General features: G+C 71.4%; 11 protein-coding genes and 1 pseudogene. 6 read left to right on the top strand and 6 right to left on the bottom strand.

All coding sequences use genetic code 11. The features are described 5' to 3' along the window. The 3 genes and pseudogenes from ACY34J_RS21145 to ACY34J_RS21135 form a co-directional block, all read right to left on the bottom strand. Window positions 1–359, bottom strand: a pseudogene (locus tag ACY34J_RS21145) (hypothetical protein); the annotation flags it as partial. Between the two features lie 530 nt (window positions 360–889). After that, complete coding sequence (locus ACY34J_RS21140; protein ID WP_462728073.1) at window positions 890–1,756, bottom strand: Fpg/Nei family DNA glycosylase; 867 nt, start codon at window positions 1,754–1,756, stop codon at window positions 890–892. A gap of 89 nt (window positions 1,757–1,845) precedes the next feature. Further along, a complete protein-coding gene (locus ACY34J_RS21135) occupies window positions 1,846–3,159 on the bottom strand; it encodes an NAD(P)/FAD-dependent oxidoreductase (protein ID WP_462728072.1) in 1,314 nt (437 codons plus the stop codon). A 162-nt stretch (window positions 3,160–3,321) separates the two neighbouring features. Between ACY34J_RS21135 and ACY34J_RS21130 the strand changes: the two genes are divergently transcribed. Further along, the gene (locus ACY34J_RS21130) at window positions 3,322–5,694 is read left to right on the top strand and encodes a GH92 family glycosyl hydrolase (RefSeq protein WP_462728071.1); all 2,373 of its coding nucleotides are present in this window, start codon (window positions 3,322–3,324) and stop codon (window positions 5,692–5,694) included. A gap of 65 nt (window positions 5,695–5,759) precedes the next feature. Then, window positions 5,760–6,068, top strand: coding sequence for a DUF6343 family protein (locus ACY34J_RS21125; protein ID WP_462728070.1), 309 nt, complete (start codon window positions 5,760–5,762; stop codon window positions 6,066–6,068). Window positions 6,069–6,113: 45 nt separating this feature from the next. Here ACY34J_RS21125 and ACY34J_RS21120 read toward each other — a convergent pair whose 3' ends face one another. Next, on the bottom strand, window positions 6,114–6,569 hold the full coding sequence (locus ACY34J_RS21120; protein ID WP_462728074.1) for a DUF2267 domain-containing protein: 456 nt from the start codon (window positions 6,567–6,569) through the stop codon (window positions 6,114–6,116). Window positions 6,570–7,050: 481 nt separating this feature from the next. On the opposite strand from ACY34J_RS21120, the gene ACY34J_RS21115 reads away from it, so the two are divergent. Next, window positions 7,051–7,275, top strand: a complete 225-nt coding sequence (locus tag ACY34J_RS21115; RefSeq protein ID WP_462728069.1) for a DUF6480 family protein — start codon at window positions 7,051–7,053, stop codon at window positions 7,273–7,275. 49 nt (window positions 7,276–7,324) lie between these two features. Further along, complete coding sequence (locus tag ACY34J_RS21110; RefSeq protein ID WP_462728068.1) at window positions 7,325–9,670, top strand: molybdopterin oxidoreductase family protein; 2,346 nt, start codon at window positions 7,325–7,327, stop codon at window positions 9,668–9,670. A gap of 161 nt (window positions 9,671–9,831) precedes the next feature. Here ACY34J_RS21110 and ACY34J_RS21105 read toward each other — a convergent pair whose 3' ends face one another. Continuing rightward, window positions 9,832–10,908, bottom strand: coding sequence for an SDR family oxidoreductase (locus tag ACY34J_RS21105; protein WP_462728067.1), 1,077 nt, complete (start codon window positions 10,906–10,908; stop codon window positions 9,832–9,834). 26 nt (window positions 10,909–10,934) lie between these two features. Beyond that, window positions 10,935–12,770, bottom strand: a complete 1,836-nt coding sequence (locus ACY34J_RS21100; RefSeq protein WP_462728066.1) for a transketolase — start codon at window positions 12,768–12,770, stop codon at window positions 10,935–10,937. Between the two features lie 249 nt (window positions 12,771–13,019). Here ACY34J_RS21100 and ACY34J_RS21095 point away from each other — a divergent pair, with 249 nt between their 5' ends. Further along, the gene (locus tag ACY34J_RS21095; RefSeq protein ID WP_462728065.1) at window positions 13,020–14,735 is read left to right on the top strand and encodes a sensor histidine kinase; all 1,716 of its coding nucleotides are present in this window, start codon (window positions 13,020–13,022) and stop codon (window positions 14,733–14,735) included. Window positions 14,736–14,800: 65 nt separating this feature from the next. Then, a complete protein-coding gene (locus tag ACY34J_RS21090) occupies window positions 14,801–15,253 on the top strand; it encodes a roadblock/LC7 domain-containing protein (protein ID WP_462728064.1) in 453 nt (150 codons plus the stop codon). Window positions 15,254–15,255: the final 2 nt, after the last annotated feature.

Here is a 15,255-nt window from a genome sequence, read left to right as displayed (position 1 = left end):
CCCACCTGCGGCGCCTTCGACGCCGTACGTCCCGGGACCGGTTTCGGCCCCGTACGCACCGGGACGGGCTTCGCCGACGGCTTGCCCGGCCGGGGGTTCCCCTTGCGCGCGTCGTCCGCCGCAGACCGCCTCGCTTCCTCGGCCATGGGGGACGCCGAGGAGGCGAGGCGGTACGCGGCGGACCGCGCGTCGGCCACCGCGACTTCCCCGCCCGGGCCGAAGACCGCCAGGCCGGTGCCGACGCTCGTGACGACCGTGAACACGCCTGCCGCCAGGCCCAGCCGGTGCGGCGGCGGCCCTGCGGGTCGGCCGTGATGGTGCCGGTTGGACGCCGGACGTCTGCTGTGGCGAGGGCTCATGGTCGTACCTCCGGATGCTCGGAGCCCGTACCCCGGCCCGGACTCGATGGCTCCGAGTACGACGGGGCATCGGCGGGCGCCCGAAGACGCTCGCCGTACAGGGCTGTGGGGGGTATGGGCCAGAAGCCGACCGACGGCTTATGACCCTAAAACGGCTTACCCGTTCCGATCATCGTTCGAGCGAAATCTTCAAGAACTCATAAGAATTCACTCAGACATCGCTACAAACTGTGCTCCAACTCCCACGGAGCGGCGTCTTCCAATCACCGCGCACGCCTCCGCGGTGATGAGCGCCCGTCAGTTTCCGCCTGATCCCGAAGGGCCGGGGTCGGCGTGGACGTACGGCTACACGGTGCTGCGCGAGTTCGCCCGCTGGTCTGCACTGGCACACCTGGGTGCGGTTCGCCGTGTGGTTCGTGATCGGTCGTGATCGGGGTGACGATCTACGCCGGTTACCCCTACCGACTCGGAGCTGACGAAGGCCGAGGCCGCGGGCCCCCCGAGCAGTGACCGCCCGGAGGTGAGCCGGGCTATTTGAGCAGCCGGGACAGCCGGCGGTCCGCGAGAGGCTTCCCGCCCGTCTGGCAGGTCGGGCAGTACTGCAGCGAGGAGTCGCTGAAGGAGACTTCGCGGACCGTGTCCCCGCAGACGGGGCACGGCTGTCCGGTGCGGCCGTGTACCCGCAGCCTGCTCTTCTTCTCAGCCTTCAGCTTTCCGGCCGCCAGTCCGCGAGACCGTTCGACCGCCTCGCGGAGTGTGGAGCCCACCGCCGCGTAGAGGGCAGCCGTCTCGTCCTCGGTCAGCTTCGCGGCGAGCTTGTACGGCGACATGCGTGCGGCGTGCAGGATCTCGTCCGAGTAGGCGTTGCCGATGCCGGCGATCACGCTCTGGTCCCGAAGCACGCCCTTGATCCGACGGCGTTCGCCGCTCAGCATCCCGGCGAACCTCTCCAGCGTGAAGTCCTCGCTCAGCGGGTCCGGGCCGAGCCGGGCGATACCGGGCACCTCGGCGGGATCCCGTACGCAGTACACGGCGAGGCGTTTTTGCGTACCCGCCTCGGTGAGGTCGAAGCCCGTGTCCGGGGGTTCGGCGAGGCGCAGCCGCAGGGCCAGCGGTCCCTTGCCCGGCCGCGGCGGGGCCGCGGGGAGGTTCTCCTTCCACTGCAGCCAGCCCGCCCGGGCCAGGTGGATGACCAGATGCAGGTCGCCGGCCGCCAGGTCGAGGAACTTGCCGTGCCGGGTGACCGCGGTGAACTCCTCCCCTTCGAGGGCGGTCAGCGGCGGGTCGTACGTCTTGAGCACGCTGACGGCGACAGGGAGAACGCGGGCGACCGTCCGGCCGACGAGATGCTCGGCCAGAAATCCGGTGAGGGCTTCGACCTCGGGCAGTTCCGGCATGGGCCCAGTGTCCCTCAGGCGGCCGCAGGGCGCCGCCGCCGGACCGCCGGGATGGGCGCTGATCGCCGTCGGCGCCCCGGAGGCGGCGATCAGGGATGGTGCCCGCTGAGCGGGACTTCCGGCGCCGCGTTCTCCAGGGGCACGGCGGAGGCGGGGACCAGGCCGAGGTGCGCTGCCTGGCGCGGCAGCACCGCGTCGAGCGCCCAGTCGGCTCCGACCCGGATGCGATTGCCGGGCATGGCCATCAGGTGGTACCCCCGGGTCACCGTCTTGGCCACCGGGCCGGACAGCGGCACATGCAGGGGGTTCGCCGCGGCCTGGAAGCCGCCGAGGTCCACGACGAAGCCGAGGTCGCGGTACTTGTACACCCGACGCTCGCCCGCTCCGAACGAGGCGGCGATGTTGTGGGCGGCCGTATGGCCCTGGCGCGTGGCGTGCTGGGCCGTCATGGGAGTGAGCTGGCCGGGGCGGGTGAGGTCGGGGACCCCTGCCGCGTCGCCGCAGGCGAAGACCTCAGGCCGGCCTGGCACATTGAGGTATTCGTCGACCACCAGCCGGCCCCTCTCGGTCGGCAGCCCCAGGTCTTCGACGAGCGGATCGGGACGGACGCCGACGCACCATACGAGGGAGCGGGTGGGCACGAACCGGCCGTCGGTCAGCCGGACGCCCTCCTTGGTGGCCTCCTGCACCGAGGTGCCCAGAGCCACCTCGACATTCCGGCGTGCCAGCGTATGTGACGCGGTGTCGGACATGTGCTGCGGGAGTTCGGGCAGTACGCGCTCGGCGATGTCGAGCAGCAGCCACCGCGGCCGCGGCGCGCTCCGCAGGGTGGGCAGCTGGCCGGCGAGCTCGTCGGTGAACAGCTTTCCGTTGGCGGCGACTTCGGTTCCGGTGTACCCCGCACCGACCACGACGAAGGTGCAGCGGGCCTCGCGCTCCGAGACGTCATCGGCCACATCGGCCAGCTCGAGCTGGCGGGTGATGTGGTCCCGCAGAAACAGGGCCTCGGGCATGCCGCGGAAACCGTGCGCGTATTCGGTGACCCCCGGGATCGGCAGCAGCTTGTTGACGCTGCCCGCCGCCAGGACCAGCCGGTCGTAGCTCAGGTCCCGCTTGCGGCCCTCGGGATCGGTGACCTCGACGCGGCGCCGGTCGAGATCGACGTTGTGGGCCTCCCCGAGGACGAGGCGTGTGCCCGTCAGAGTGCCGGAGAGGGAAACCGCCACCCGGCGGGGCTCGAGGATGCCGGTCGCAACCTCGGGGAGGAGCGGTACGTAAAGGAAGTAGTCGTTGGGGTTGACCAGTACGATCTCGGCCGCGCCGCGGGCGAGACGGGACAGCGTACGAGCGGTGTGGTAGCCGGCGAATCCGGCTCCGACGATCACGATGCGCGGACGGCTCATCTTCTTCCCCGGTCGGTCGGCATGGACGGTCCAAGACTTTCGGGTGCCCCGCTCGTAGCCGACGAATCGCCGACCACGGCCGGTTCTTGACTTGCCCTGCCGGTCCGGACAGCCTGACACCCGGTTTTTTGACAACGTTGTCCGACTGTGCGGAGGCGGCCCATGGCGGGCAGGGAACGACGGAAAGCTCACTCTGGGAGAAAGGGAGTCCGCCGGGCAGCGGGGGCCACCGCCGCCGCGGCCCTGCTCGCAGGGGCACTCGGAACCCCCGTTGCCGCCGCCGACACCGCCGACAGGCTCACTGAACTGGTCAATCCGTTCATCGGCACCCGCAACGCGGGCAACACCTTCCCGGGCGCCGCCGTCCCGTTCGGCATGGTCCAGCTCTCGCCGGACACCGGCCACAACACCGGTTACGACTGGGACGACTCCCACATCCGCGGATTCTCCGCCGTGCACCTCTCCGGCGTCGGCTGCCGCCTCGGCGGCGACCTGCCGGTGCTGCCCACCACCGGGGACATCACCACCACGGACTACGCGCGGTACGCCTCCTCCTACGAGCACGACCAGGAGCGTGCCGAACCCGGCTACTACCGGGTCCAGCTTGCCGACTACGGCGGCATCACCGCCGAGTTGAGCGCGACGGCGCACACCGGCCGCCAGCGCTACACCTTCCCGGCCACCGACAAGGCCAACGTCCTGCTCAACACCGGGCAGGCACTGCACAAGGTCACCAGCAGCAGTGTGCGGATCCTCGACGACCGCACCATCGCCACGGCCGTCACCGGCAGCGGCTTCTGCAGCCAGCAGACCCGGCCGTACACGGTGTACGCGATCACCCGTTTCGACCGTCCCTTCGCCTCCTACGGCACCTGGAGCGGAGATGCGGTCACCACCGGCAGTGACACCTCCTCCGGCTCCGGGCGGCGCGGCGCGTACGTGCGCTTCGACACCACGGGCGGCAACCGCGGCGTGGAGGCCGTCACGGCGCTCAGCTATGTCGACCACACGGGCGCGGCACGCAATCTCGCAGCCGAGTCGCGCGGCTCCTTCGAAGACACCGTCGCGGCGGCGCGGCAGGCGTGGGAGGAGCGGCTCAGCCAGGTCCGGGTGAGCGGCGGCGACACCGGCCGCCGGCGCGTCTTCTACTCGTCGCTGTACCGGGCGCTGCTCCACCCCAACGTCGGGGAGGACGTGGACGGCCGGTACACCGGCTGGGACCGCCGGATCCACACCTCCGAGGGGTTCACCTACTACCAGAACTGGTCCCTGTGGGACACCTACCGCACCCAGGCCCAGCTGCTGTCCCTCCTCGCCCCGCAGGAGTCGCGCGACATGGCGCTGTCGCTGCTGCGCGTGGACCAGGAGGGCGGCTGGCTGCCCAAGTGGGGTTACGGCACGGTCGAGACGAACGTCATGACCGGCGACCCGGTCACCCCCTTCCTCACCAACGCCTATCAGCAAGGTCTGCTGAGGGGTTATGAGGAGGAGACCTATCAGGCGCTGAAGAAGAACGCGGACGGGGTACCGCCGCAGGACTCTCCGTACATCGGCCGGCAGGGCAACGCGGAGTACCTCAGAGACGGCTTCGTCCCGTACCTGCCGATGAAGCAGCCGACGAAACCGGGCGACTCGGACTTCCGCCACAGTGCCTCGGCGACCCTCGAATACGCGCTCGCCGACGCGGCGCTGGCGGCCATGGCCGAGGAACTGGGCCATGGTGCGGACGCCGCCCGCTTCGCCGCCCGGGCGCAGAACTACCGCCGGCTCTTCGATGCGTCCACGGGCTTCTTCCGGGCCCGCGACGACGAAGGTGCCTTCACCGGCGACCCGGACCCGGCGCGCAGCGAGGGCTTCCACGAGGGCACGGCGTGGCAGTACATGTGGATGGTGCCGCAGGACCTGCCGGGACTGGTCTCGCTCATCGGCGGCCAGGCGGCGACGAACAGCCGGCTCGACTCCTTCTTCGCCTACGAGCAGCTGCTGAAGGACCCTCAGCGGACGGCTCGCGAGGTGTGGGTCAACGGGCCGTTCGACTACTACGGCAAGGACACGTACAACCCGCAGAACGAGCCCGACCTCATCGCCCCGTACACCTATCTGTCCACCGGCAGTCCCTGGAAGACGACCGATGTCGTGCATGCCGCGCTGACGCTGTTCACCGACGCGCCGGACGGGGTCACCGGCAATGACGACCTGGGCACCATGTCGTCATGGATGGTGCTGTCCGCGATGGGCGTGTTCCCGGTGTTCCCCGGCACCGACACCTGGGGGCTGTCCACGCCGGTGTTCGACCAGGTCGACATCGCGCTGGACCGCCGCTGGTATCCGGGCGGCCGGCTCCGGGTCTCGGCGCCGGGCAGCGACGAGACCAACCGCTATGTGCAGGAGGTGCGCCTCGGCCGCCGTGACCTCGGGCGCAGCTGGATCACCACGGACGACCTCCGGTCCGGCCAGGACCTGTTCTTCCGGGTCGGCCCGCGCCCGTCGGACTGGGGCACCCGGCCCGCCGACCGGCTCGGGGTGCAGAAGTGACGAGGTGAGCGGCCTACCCTGGAATCAGCTGGAATCGGGTGCCCCCATTCCACCGGGAGGCCACCATGCACAAGCAGCCTGTCGATCCTGGGCGGGGACGGGGCCGCCGCAAGGCGCGCAGCGGCACCGAGCCGGTCACCGCGCGCAGCCCGCTCGGTCTGCGGCTGCTGCTGTCGGCGCTGTACACCCCGCTGTTCGTCGCGGGTGCCGTGCTGTTCGGCTGGTGGGCGTACACGTCGCATGGCAGCAGCTCCCCGAGCTCCGGAGAGCTGGGGGCCATCTCCGTGATCTGCGCGGTGCTGTCCCTGCTCGCCCTGGCCGATCTGACGGTCGTGCTGCACCGCTGGGAGCGCGAGAGGCACCTCCGCCGCTGAGCGGAGGCGGCCGGCCAGGATGGGGCGCCGTTGTGGTCCTGCCCGTCAGCCGGGCGCGGGCTCCTGGCGCTCCTCCTGCGCCCGCGCCTCCGGGAACAGGGCGCCGATGTCCCGGGGCAGTGCGTTGTAGACCTTGTCCATCAGGTCGGGACTGATCGCTGCGTCCAGCACTTCGAAGACCGCGGCCGCCTCGCGCACGGCGTTCTCCTCGGAGATGCCGGTGCGCCAGGCGACCCGGCCGGCGAAGGCCGTCATGTCGAACCGCTCCCCGTGCCGCCGCCGCCACGACCGTTCCTCGGGAGAGCCCTCGTGGGACGCGACAACCCGGCGCAGGGCCTCCCCCGCCTCCCCCGGCAGCTGCGCCGCCACATGGACGGCCAGACCGTCGGGCACCCGCTCGGCCAGGGTCTCGAGCGTGGCCCGTACGGCGCGCTCCGCCGACTGCCGGTCGGGCAGCTGCGCCCGGGCCTGGACCTGGCCTGTCAGTTCGTCGTACCGCATTGTCAGCACCGCCTCGGGTGTATCCGTCGCTCGACGTTCGGGTGACCGCAGAAGGGCGCTCGACACCTGAGGGGACGAGAGGTGCGGCGACGCTTCCCCCCGGGGGGTGGGCGGGCTCAGCCGATGTAGCGCCGGGCGGAGCAGTGCCGCTGTGCCTCGTCCAGCAGCCGCAGCCGGGCCTCCACATCGGCCGGTTCCACCCTCCGTTCGTGCGACACCCATGGGCCCCGCCGCCGCCTGCCCGAAGGCGTGCGCCGGCCTCGGGGTACGCGCCGCGCCACGGCCGCCCAGGCCAGGTAGCCGAGGACCGCGCGGCCGGGCAGGTCGCCGACACGGCCGAGCGGGGAGTCGGCCAGGACGCCGTTGAGCGGGGCCGGGGCGTTTGCCGGGCCTCGCGGTTACCCCAGGCTGGGGAATCATCCGCCGCCGTTTTCCCGCCCCGAGCAGGTGTGAAAGGGCGATCCCTGCGCACTCGGGGGCCATGAACCAGAACACTTCCGAACCCCAGGAGCCGCGGATGCCGCGGCCGGAGCCCGGCGGGGTGCCGCCGGGCGACACGCCCCCGGGAGAGGACGGCCTGTCCGGGGCAGGGCCGCGGGAGACCTACAACCCTCCCAAGGGCTGGGGCATCGCTCCGCTGATCGTGATCTTGGTCGTCGTGGCGCTGTTCGCCGTGTTCCTCCTCGTCGGCTGGTTCACGCGCTGAGCCGCCGACCCCGCGCCCGATCCCGTACGGGCAACCCACGGAGGCTGCGATGGCGGACACGGACCGGGTCGTGGACGTGTGGGGCGAGCGGACGCCGTTCGGCCCAGGCGAGCGGTGGCCGGAGCGCGCCGACCGGTATCTGACGGTCGACGAGTCGGAGGTCGACAGCTGGGTGCCGTCGGCTTGCGTGCTGTGCTCCACCGGCTGCGGGCTGGACATCGCCGTGAAGGACGGCCGGATGGTAGGGGTTCGCGGCCGTACCGAGGACCGGGTCAACCACGGCCGGCTCGGGCCGAAAGGCCTGTACGGCTGGCAGGCGAACAACTCCCCCGACCGGCTCACCGAGCCGTTGATCCGGGAGCACGGCAGGCTGCGTCCGACCGACTGGGACACCGCCATGGGCGCGGTGGCGGACCACTCCCGGCGCCTGCTCGCCGAACACGGGCCGTCGGCACTGGCGTTCTACACCAGCGGTCAGCTGTTCGCGGAGGAGTACTACACGCAAGCGCTGATCGCCCGCGGTGGCATCGGCACCCCGCATCTGGACGGCAACACCCGGCTGTGCACGGCGACGGCCGCGTGGGCACTGATCGAGTCCTTTGGCAGCGACGGCAATCCCGGCTCGTACACCGACATCGACCTGTGCGACACCCTCTTCATGGTCGGGCACAACATGGCCGCGACCCAGACCGTGCTCTGGTCGCGGATCCTGGACCGGCTGCACGGCCCGAACCGCCCCCGGCTGGTCGTGGTCGACCCCCGGTCCACGCCGACCGCCCGCGAAGCCGATGTGCACCTGGCCATCCGGCCCGGTACGAACGTCCCACTGCTCAACGCGATCCTTCAGCAACTGATCGAGCACGGTCTGATCGACGAGCCATGGGTACGCGCCCACACCGTCGGGTTCGACGAGCTGGCCCACATCACCAGTCACTACCCGCCGGAGCGGGCCGCCGCGCTGTGCGGAGTGGCGGCCGAGGACATCGTGCTGGCGGCGCGGATCCTGGGCGAGGGCGAGCGCCTGGTGTCCACCGTGCTGCAGGGCGTCTACCAGTCGCATCAGGCGACGGAGGCGGCCGTCCAGGTCAACAATGTGCAGCTGCTGCGCGGCATGATCGGCCGCCCGGGCCGCACGGTGTTCCAGATGAACGGCCAGCCGACCGCCCAGAACACCCGGGAGACCGGCGCCGACGGCACCCTGCCCGGGTTCCGCAACTGGCAGCACCCCGGTCAGCTGGCCGAACTCGCCCGCGCCTGGAACATCGAGGCGGCACAGATCCCGCACACCGGGCCGCCCACGCACGCGATGGAGATCTTCCGGCAGTGCGTCACCGGCGACATCCGATTCCTGTGGATCACCGGGACGAACCCCCTGGTGTCACTGCCCGATCTGCACCGGATCCGGGCGATCAAGCGGCACCACAAGCTCTTTCTCGTGGTCTCAGACGCCTTCCTCACCGAGACGACCGCGTATGCGGACGTCGTCCTGCCCGCCGCCATGTGGGCGGAGAAGACCGGCTGCTACACCAACGCCGACCGCACCGTGCACCTCTCGGAGAAGGCCGTCGAGCCGCCGGGCCGGGCCCGCTCGGACTTCGACGCGCTCCTGGACTACGCACGGCGGCTGGACCTGCGGGACCGGGACGGCGAGCCGCTGGTGAAGTGGGAGGAGCCGGAGCAGGCGTGGGAGTCGTTCATCGCCCTGACCCGCGGGCGCCCGTGCGACCAGAGCGCGCTCACGTACGACCGGCTGCGGGGGGCCTGCGGCATCCAGTGGCCGTGCACGCCGCAGGCCCCGGACGGCACCGAGCGGCTCTACACCGGGCATGTGTTCCCGACCCGCCTGGAGGAGTGCGAGGACTTCGGCCACGACCTGGCCTCCGGCGAGCAGCACGGTGCTCAGGAGTACCGGGCCCACGACCCCGGTGGACGGGCGGTGTTGAAGCCCGCCGACCACCGGCTGCCGGAAGAACCGGTGGACGAGCACTACCCGTTGCGGCTGACCACCGGCCGGGCCGTGCACCAGTGGCACACCCGGACCAAGACGGGGCGGGTGCCGGAACTGAACGATGCGGCACCCGAGCCATGGGCGGAGCTGTTCCCCGGTGACGCCGAGCCGCTGGGCATCGTGGACGGGGATCTGGTCCGGATCCGGTCCCGGCGGGGCGAGATGGAGGTGCTGGCCGTGGTGGGCGGCACCCGTCCGGGGGTGGTGTTCGTCCCCTTCCACTACGGCTATTTCGACCAGGCCGATCCGTACCGGCACACGCGGGCGGCGAACGAACTCACCCGCACGGCCTGGGACCCGGTCTCAAAGCAGCCGGAGTACAAGGTGACCGGGGTCCGGATCGAGAAGATCGCCGACGCGCAGTCCGTCGCCCCGGGAAGGTACTGACGCGGAGGGTACGCGGGCGTGCCCCCGCGCGCACCTGCGTCCGGCCTAGACAGCCCTCCGGCCCGACGGCCTGCCGCGCCCGTGAACCGCGTCTGCGGCGTGGTCGGCCACCCGGCCCTTCAGGGCCGGCGCGTCTGCGGCGTGGTCAGCCACCCGCCCCTTCAGGGCCGGTGGCCGACGCCCGTGGCGAGTTCCTTGAAGCGCCCGCGCGGAGCGCGAGGAGCCAGCGGAGCCGTCGGCATGCCGGCGCGCTCGCGCAGCCCGCCGAGGAACGCGGCCAAGGCCTCCTCCGCGGTGTAGCGCGGCTGCCACCCCAGCCACTCCCGCGCCCGCGACGTATCCATGATCGGCAGCCGCAGCACCGCGTCGAACAGCTGCGGTGACGCCGGGACAAGGTGCAGCCGCCAGGCCCAGGCCACCGCCGTCCGCACGGCAGACAGCGGCACCCGTACGACCCGCGCATGAAGCAGCCGCGCCATCAGCTGGGGATCGACCACGGGGTCGGCCGCCAGGTTGAACGCCCCACGGACAGGCAGATGGAGGGCCAGCCGGTACGCCTCGGCCGCGTCATCCGTGTGCAGGGCCTGGAAGCGCAGGCCCGGCACGTCGGGGACGAAGGGGAGCAGCGAGGGCCGGATGAGCCGCGCAGGCACCAGCGGCCCGGCGAACAGGCGGCGCTGCTCGGTCGCCGACTCCCGCTTGAAGATGAATCCGGGCCGCATTCGTACGATGCGGATCCCCGGATGCCGGCTCTCGAAGCCGTCCAGGGACCGCTCCACATAGGCCTTCTCCCGGCAGTAGGCTGCGTCGGGCCAGCCATGGGTGGGCCAGGACTCGTCAACGGGTCGGTCCTTGGGCCCAGGTGAGTACGCGCCCACCGAGGACGCGTACACCAGCACCGGCACCTTCGCCTCGGCGACGGCGTCGAACACCCGCAGGCTGCCGAGCACATTGGTGCGCCAGGTGGTGGCCGGATCGTGCGTCGGCTGGAACAGCCAGGCGAGATGGATGACGGCGTCTGCGCCCCTGACGTGCTGGAGGAGATCGGCGTCCCCCCGCCCGACGTCGGCGCTCGCCCACGTGGTCTTCGGCGGCGTCCACTCCGGGACCCGCCGTGCGAGGCCGAGCACGGAGGTGACCTTCTCGTCCTCGCCGAGCGCCCGCACCACGCTGGTGCCGACGTTGCCGGTGGCTCCGACGACCACGACGCGCAGGCCGTTGCCGGTCTCAGTGCTCATGGCTGTTCCTCCTCACGCTCAGCTCCTCATGCCGTGCTCGCCAGGAGCCGACGGGCAGTGGCGGTGATGGCGTCCGCGTCGATGCCGGCGGCGTGCAGTTGCTCGTCGGGCGTCGCGGAAGCCGGCATCGAACGGACGGCGAGCCGGGCAATACGGGGACCCGGCCGGCCGTCGGCGAAGGCTTCGGCCACCGCGTCGCCCAGGCCTCCCTCGGCACGGTGGTCCTCGACGGTGACCAGGCAGCCGGTCGTCTCCGCCGCGGCGCGCAGGGTCTGCGTGTCCGCCGGTTTGACGGAGTAAAGGTCGATCACCCGGGCCTGGATGTTCTCCGCGGCGAGCCGGTCGGCGGCGGTCAGGGCCTCGTGGACGGTGATCCCGGCGGCGACGAGGGTGACCTGGTCGCCGTCCGTGGCGCGCAGCACATTGCTGCCCCCGATGGGGAATTCCTCGTCCGGCCCGTAGATCACGGGGGTCTTCCCACGGGTGGTGCGCAGATAGCCGATGCCCGGCCGCTCGGCGAGGGCGGCGACGAGGCGGGCCGTCTGGTTGGCGTCGCACGGGTAGAGCACGGTGCTGCCGTGCAGGGCGCGGAAGAGCGCCAGGTCCTCCAGTCCCATCTGGGAAGGGCCGTCCTCGCCGATGCTGACCCCGGCATGCGACCCGACCGCTGTGAGGTCGGCACGGCTGACCGCTGCCATGCGCAGGAAGTCATGGGCACGGGTGAGGAAGGCGGCGAAGGTGGAGACGTACGGAATCCAGCCGCGCACCTGCATGCCCACGGCCGCCGCGACCATCTGCTGTTCGGCGATGTAGAACTCGAAGAACCGGTCGTGGTGCTCCTTGGCGAAGTACTCGCTGCGGGTGGAGTCGCTGACCTCGCCATCGAGCACGACCACATCGGAGCGCGCCGTGCCGAGCGCGGCGAGCGCCTGCCCGTACGCCGTACGGGTCGCCTCCTTGTCACCCAGGCCGAAGCGCGGCAGCTCCACTTCGGTGACGGGCCGCTGGGGTTCCCGGACGTTGGGCGGGGCATGGACGTCCACGCGCAGCTGCCGTACGCCGCCCAGCTCCGCGATCGCCTCCTCGGCGTTCTGCAGCGGCCTGCCATGGAAGCCCTCGCGGTTCTCCACGGCGGCGACCCCCCGGCCCTTGTGCGTACGGGCGATGATCGCGGTGGGGCGCAGCGCCGTCGTGCGCGCCTCGGCGTACGCGTCGTCGATGGCGGCCACGTCGTGACCGTCGATCTCGACGGTGTGCCAGCCGAAGGCCCGGATGCGGCGGGCGTAAGCCTCCAGGTCCCACTCGTGCCGGGTCGGGCCGCGCTGGCCCAGCCGGTTGACGTCGATCACCGCGGTGAGGTTGTCGAGCCGCTCGTGCCCGGCGTACTCGAACGCCTCCCAGACCGACCCCTCGGCCAGCTCGCTGTCGCCGCACAGCACCCAGGTGCGGTACGGAAGCCGGTCGAGCCGCTTGCCGGCCAGGGCGAGGCCGACGCCGACCGGCAGGCCCTGGCCCAGGGAGCCGGTCGCCACGTCGACCCAGGGCAGTACGGGCGTGGGGTGTCCCTCGAGCCTGCTGCCGAGCCTGCGGAAGGTGAGCAGCTCGTCGTCCGAGATCGCGCCGGCGGCCTTGAGGAGGGCGTAGAGCAGGGGTGACGCATGGCCCTTGGAGAAGATCAGGTGGTCGTTGCCAGGGTGGGAAGGCTGGTCAACGGCGTAATGCAGATGGTGCGCCAGCAGCACGGCCATGAGGTCGGCCGCCGACATCGAGGACGTGGGATGCCCCGATCCCGCGGCGTCGGCGACGCGTACCGAGTCGACACGCAGCTGTTGCCCGAGTTCACACAACTGTTCGCGATCCATCTCGCCCCCTCGTATGGAGGCGTCGCGAGTACCCCTGCTCGAGAGGGTTCATGCCCGGAGGTCCGTATCTGCACCCTGACCACTTTCGACGAACCGGTTTTCGGGATCCCCCGACCCTTCGGGCGATTACATCTGCAACCTGAGGGTGGCGTAGGGTAGCGAAGCCACCAACTGGCCACATGCATATGCTCGTTGGTCGGTAGCCTGCGGTGCGCCGCCGTGTCCGTACTGGCTGATGGAGAGGACCCCATGCCTGAACCCCCGAACCCTGCCGTGCACCTGGAGCCCGGCAGGTCCACCGCCGCGGCGTCCACGGGGAAGAGACACGGCAGACCGCCGTCGCATGAGAACGTGGCGGACTCCGCCATACGGGCCCGGCTGATACGGCTGGCCGTGTTGCCGGCCGCCCTCGTCGCCGTCCTGTCCGCCGCCGCGATGTTCTACGTGCTGCGCGCCCAGGAGGGCACCGCGGACGGAGCGACCTGGGGTGTGCTGATCGGCGGCACGATCCTGGGCTGCGGGATCCTGCTCGGCGGTGCGGCCGCCGGCGACACCGAGGCCCGCAACGCGGCGCGGCGCTATGCGGCACTGCGCCGGGCCGGTGCCCGCGGCCAGTTGGAGCTGCAGGAACTGCTGCGGCGGCTGGGCCAGGGCGAGCGCCTGCAGCCCCGCCCCGCCGCCCCGCTCCCGCGCCCCGCCGGGGACACCCTCGACCTGCTGGCGCACGAGTTCACCCAGGCCCAGCGGCAGGCCGAGGCGGCCGTGATCCAGGCGGCCCAGCTGGTGCGGGGCAATGTCTCCGGCAGCGAGGACAAGGTCGAGGTCTTCGTGAACCTCGCCCGGCGGCTCCAGTCTCTGGTCCACCGGGAGATCGAGCTCCTGGACGAGCTGGAGAACGAGGTGGAGGACCCGGACCTGCTCAAGGGCCTGTTCCAGGTCGACCATCTGGCCACCCGCATCCGACGGCACGCGGAGAACCTGGCGGTCCTCGGTGGCGCCATCTCCCGCCGCCAGTGGACCCGTCCGGTCACCATGACCGAGGTGCTGCGCTCCGCGATCGCCGAGGTCGAGCAGTACTCCCGGGTCAAGCTCGTACCGCCGATCGAGGGCACGCTGCGCGGCCACGCCGTCGCGGACGTGATCCACCTGCTCGCCGAACTCGTCGAGAACGCCACGGTGTTCTCCGCCCCGCAGACCCAAGTCCTGATGCGCGCCCAGAAGGTGACCTCCGGGCTCGCCGTGGAGGTCGAGGACCGTGGACTCGGGATGCCGCGCGAGGAGCAGGTGCGGATGAACGCCCTGCTCGCCGACCCCGAGCACATCGACGTCGGCGAGCTGCTGCGGGACGGCCGCATCGGGCTGTTCGTGGTCTCCGCACTCGCCCGCCGGCATGGCATCGTCGTCCAGCTGCAGAGCAACATCTACGGCGGAATCCAGGCCGTCCTGGTGGTGCCGCAGGGGCTGCTGGGTGACGAGCCCGAAGCGCCGGCACAGCCGGCCGCGGAGACGGCACAGTCCCGGCCTGCCGTCGCACCGGCACCGAAGGGCATCGGTGCGCCGGCTGCCGCACCCGTACCACCCACCTCAAGCCTGGCGCCGTCCGCGCCGGTGGCACCCGGGCCCGCACCGGCGCACGCCGCGCCGCAGACCCAGCACGCCCGCGCCGCCGAGCCCGCGCAGACGGCCGTACGAGGTATGCAGCCGCCCGCACCGGCCGGCATGGCCTCTTCCTATCCCGCCGATTCCCATCCCGTCGAGGCGCCCAGGGGGGAGCGGCCGCAGCTGCCGCGACGGCGCCGGCAGGAGCACATCGTTCCGGAGCTCCGGGATGCACCAGTCGCTCACACCACGGGAGATGAGCGGGAAGCCGAGCACGATCCGGGACTGATGGCGGCCTTCCAGCGGGGCTTCAGCCTCGCGGAGACGCCTGACGCACCGAACAATCCCACGGACAACACCCGCTGAACCTCCCCCAGCTGTCGCTGGGAGGTGCCCCCAGGCATCCCCCTACCCAAGGAGAAGAACGCCCCATGGTGAGCGATATGCGCACCGGCCAGACCACGGACCTGTCCTGGCTGCTGACCGGCCTCGTCCAGCGCGTACCCCACACCCAGAGTGCGCTACTGCTGTCATCGGACGGGCTGGTCAAGGCCGTCCACGGGCTGGACACCGATGCCGCGGACCACATGGCCGCGCTGGCCTCGGGTTTGTACTCCCTCGCCCGCAGCGCCGGACTGCGGTTCGGCGACGGCGGTGAGGTACGGCAGGTCGTGGTGGAACTCAACACCGCCCTGCTGTTCGTGTCGACCGCCGGTTCCGGCGCCTGCCTGGCCGTCATGGCGGGACGGGACGCCGATCCGGCCGTCCTCGGCTATGAGATGGCCATGCTGGTCAAGAGCGTTCGCCCGTATCTGGCCACACCCGCCCGGCAGGGTGTCGGGGTACCGCCTGCCGGTGCCGCTCCGCACGACGCGGGGCTTTGAAC

The organism is Streptomyces sp. HSS9-12 (genome assembly GCF_054963655.1).
The sequence above is the reverse complement of the archived record's forward strand: the minus strand, read 5'-3'. Positions and strand labels throughout refer to the sequence as shown.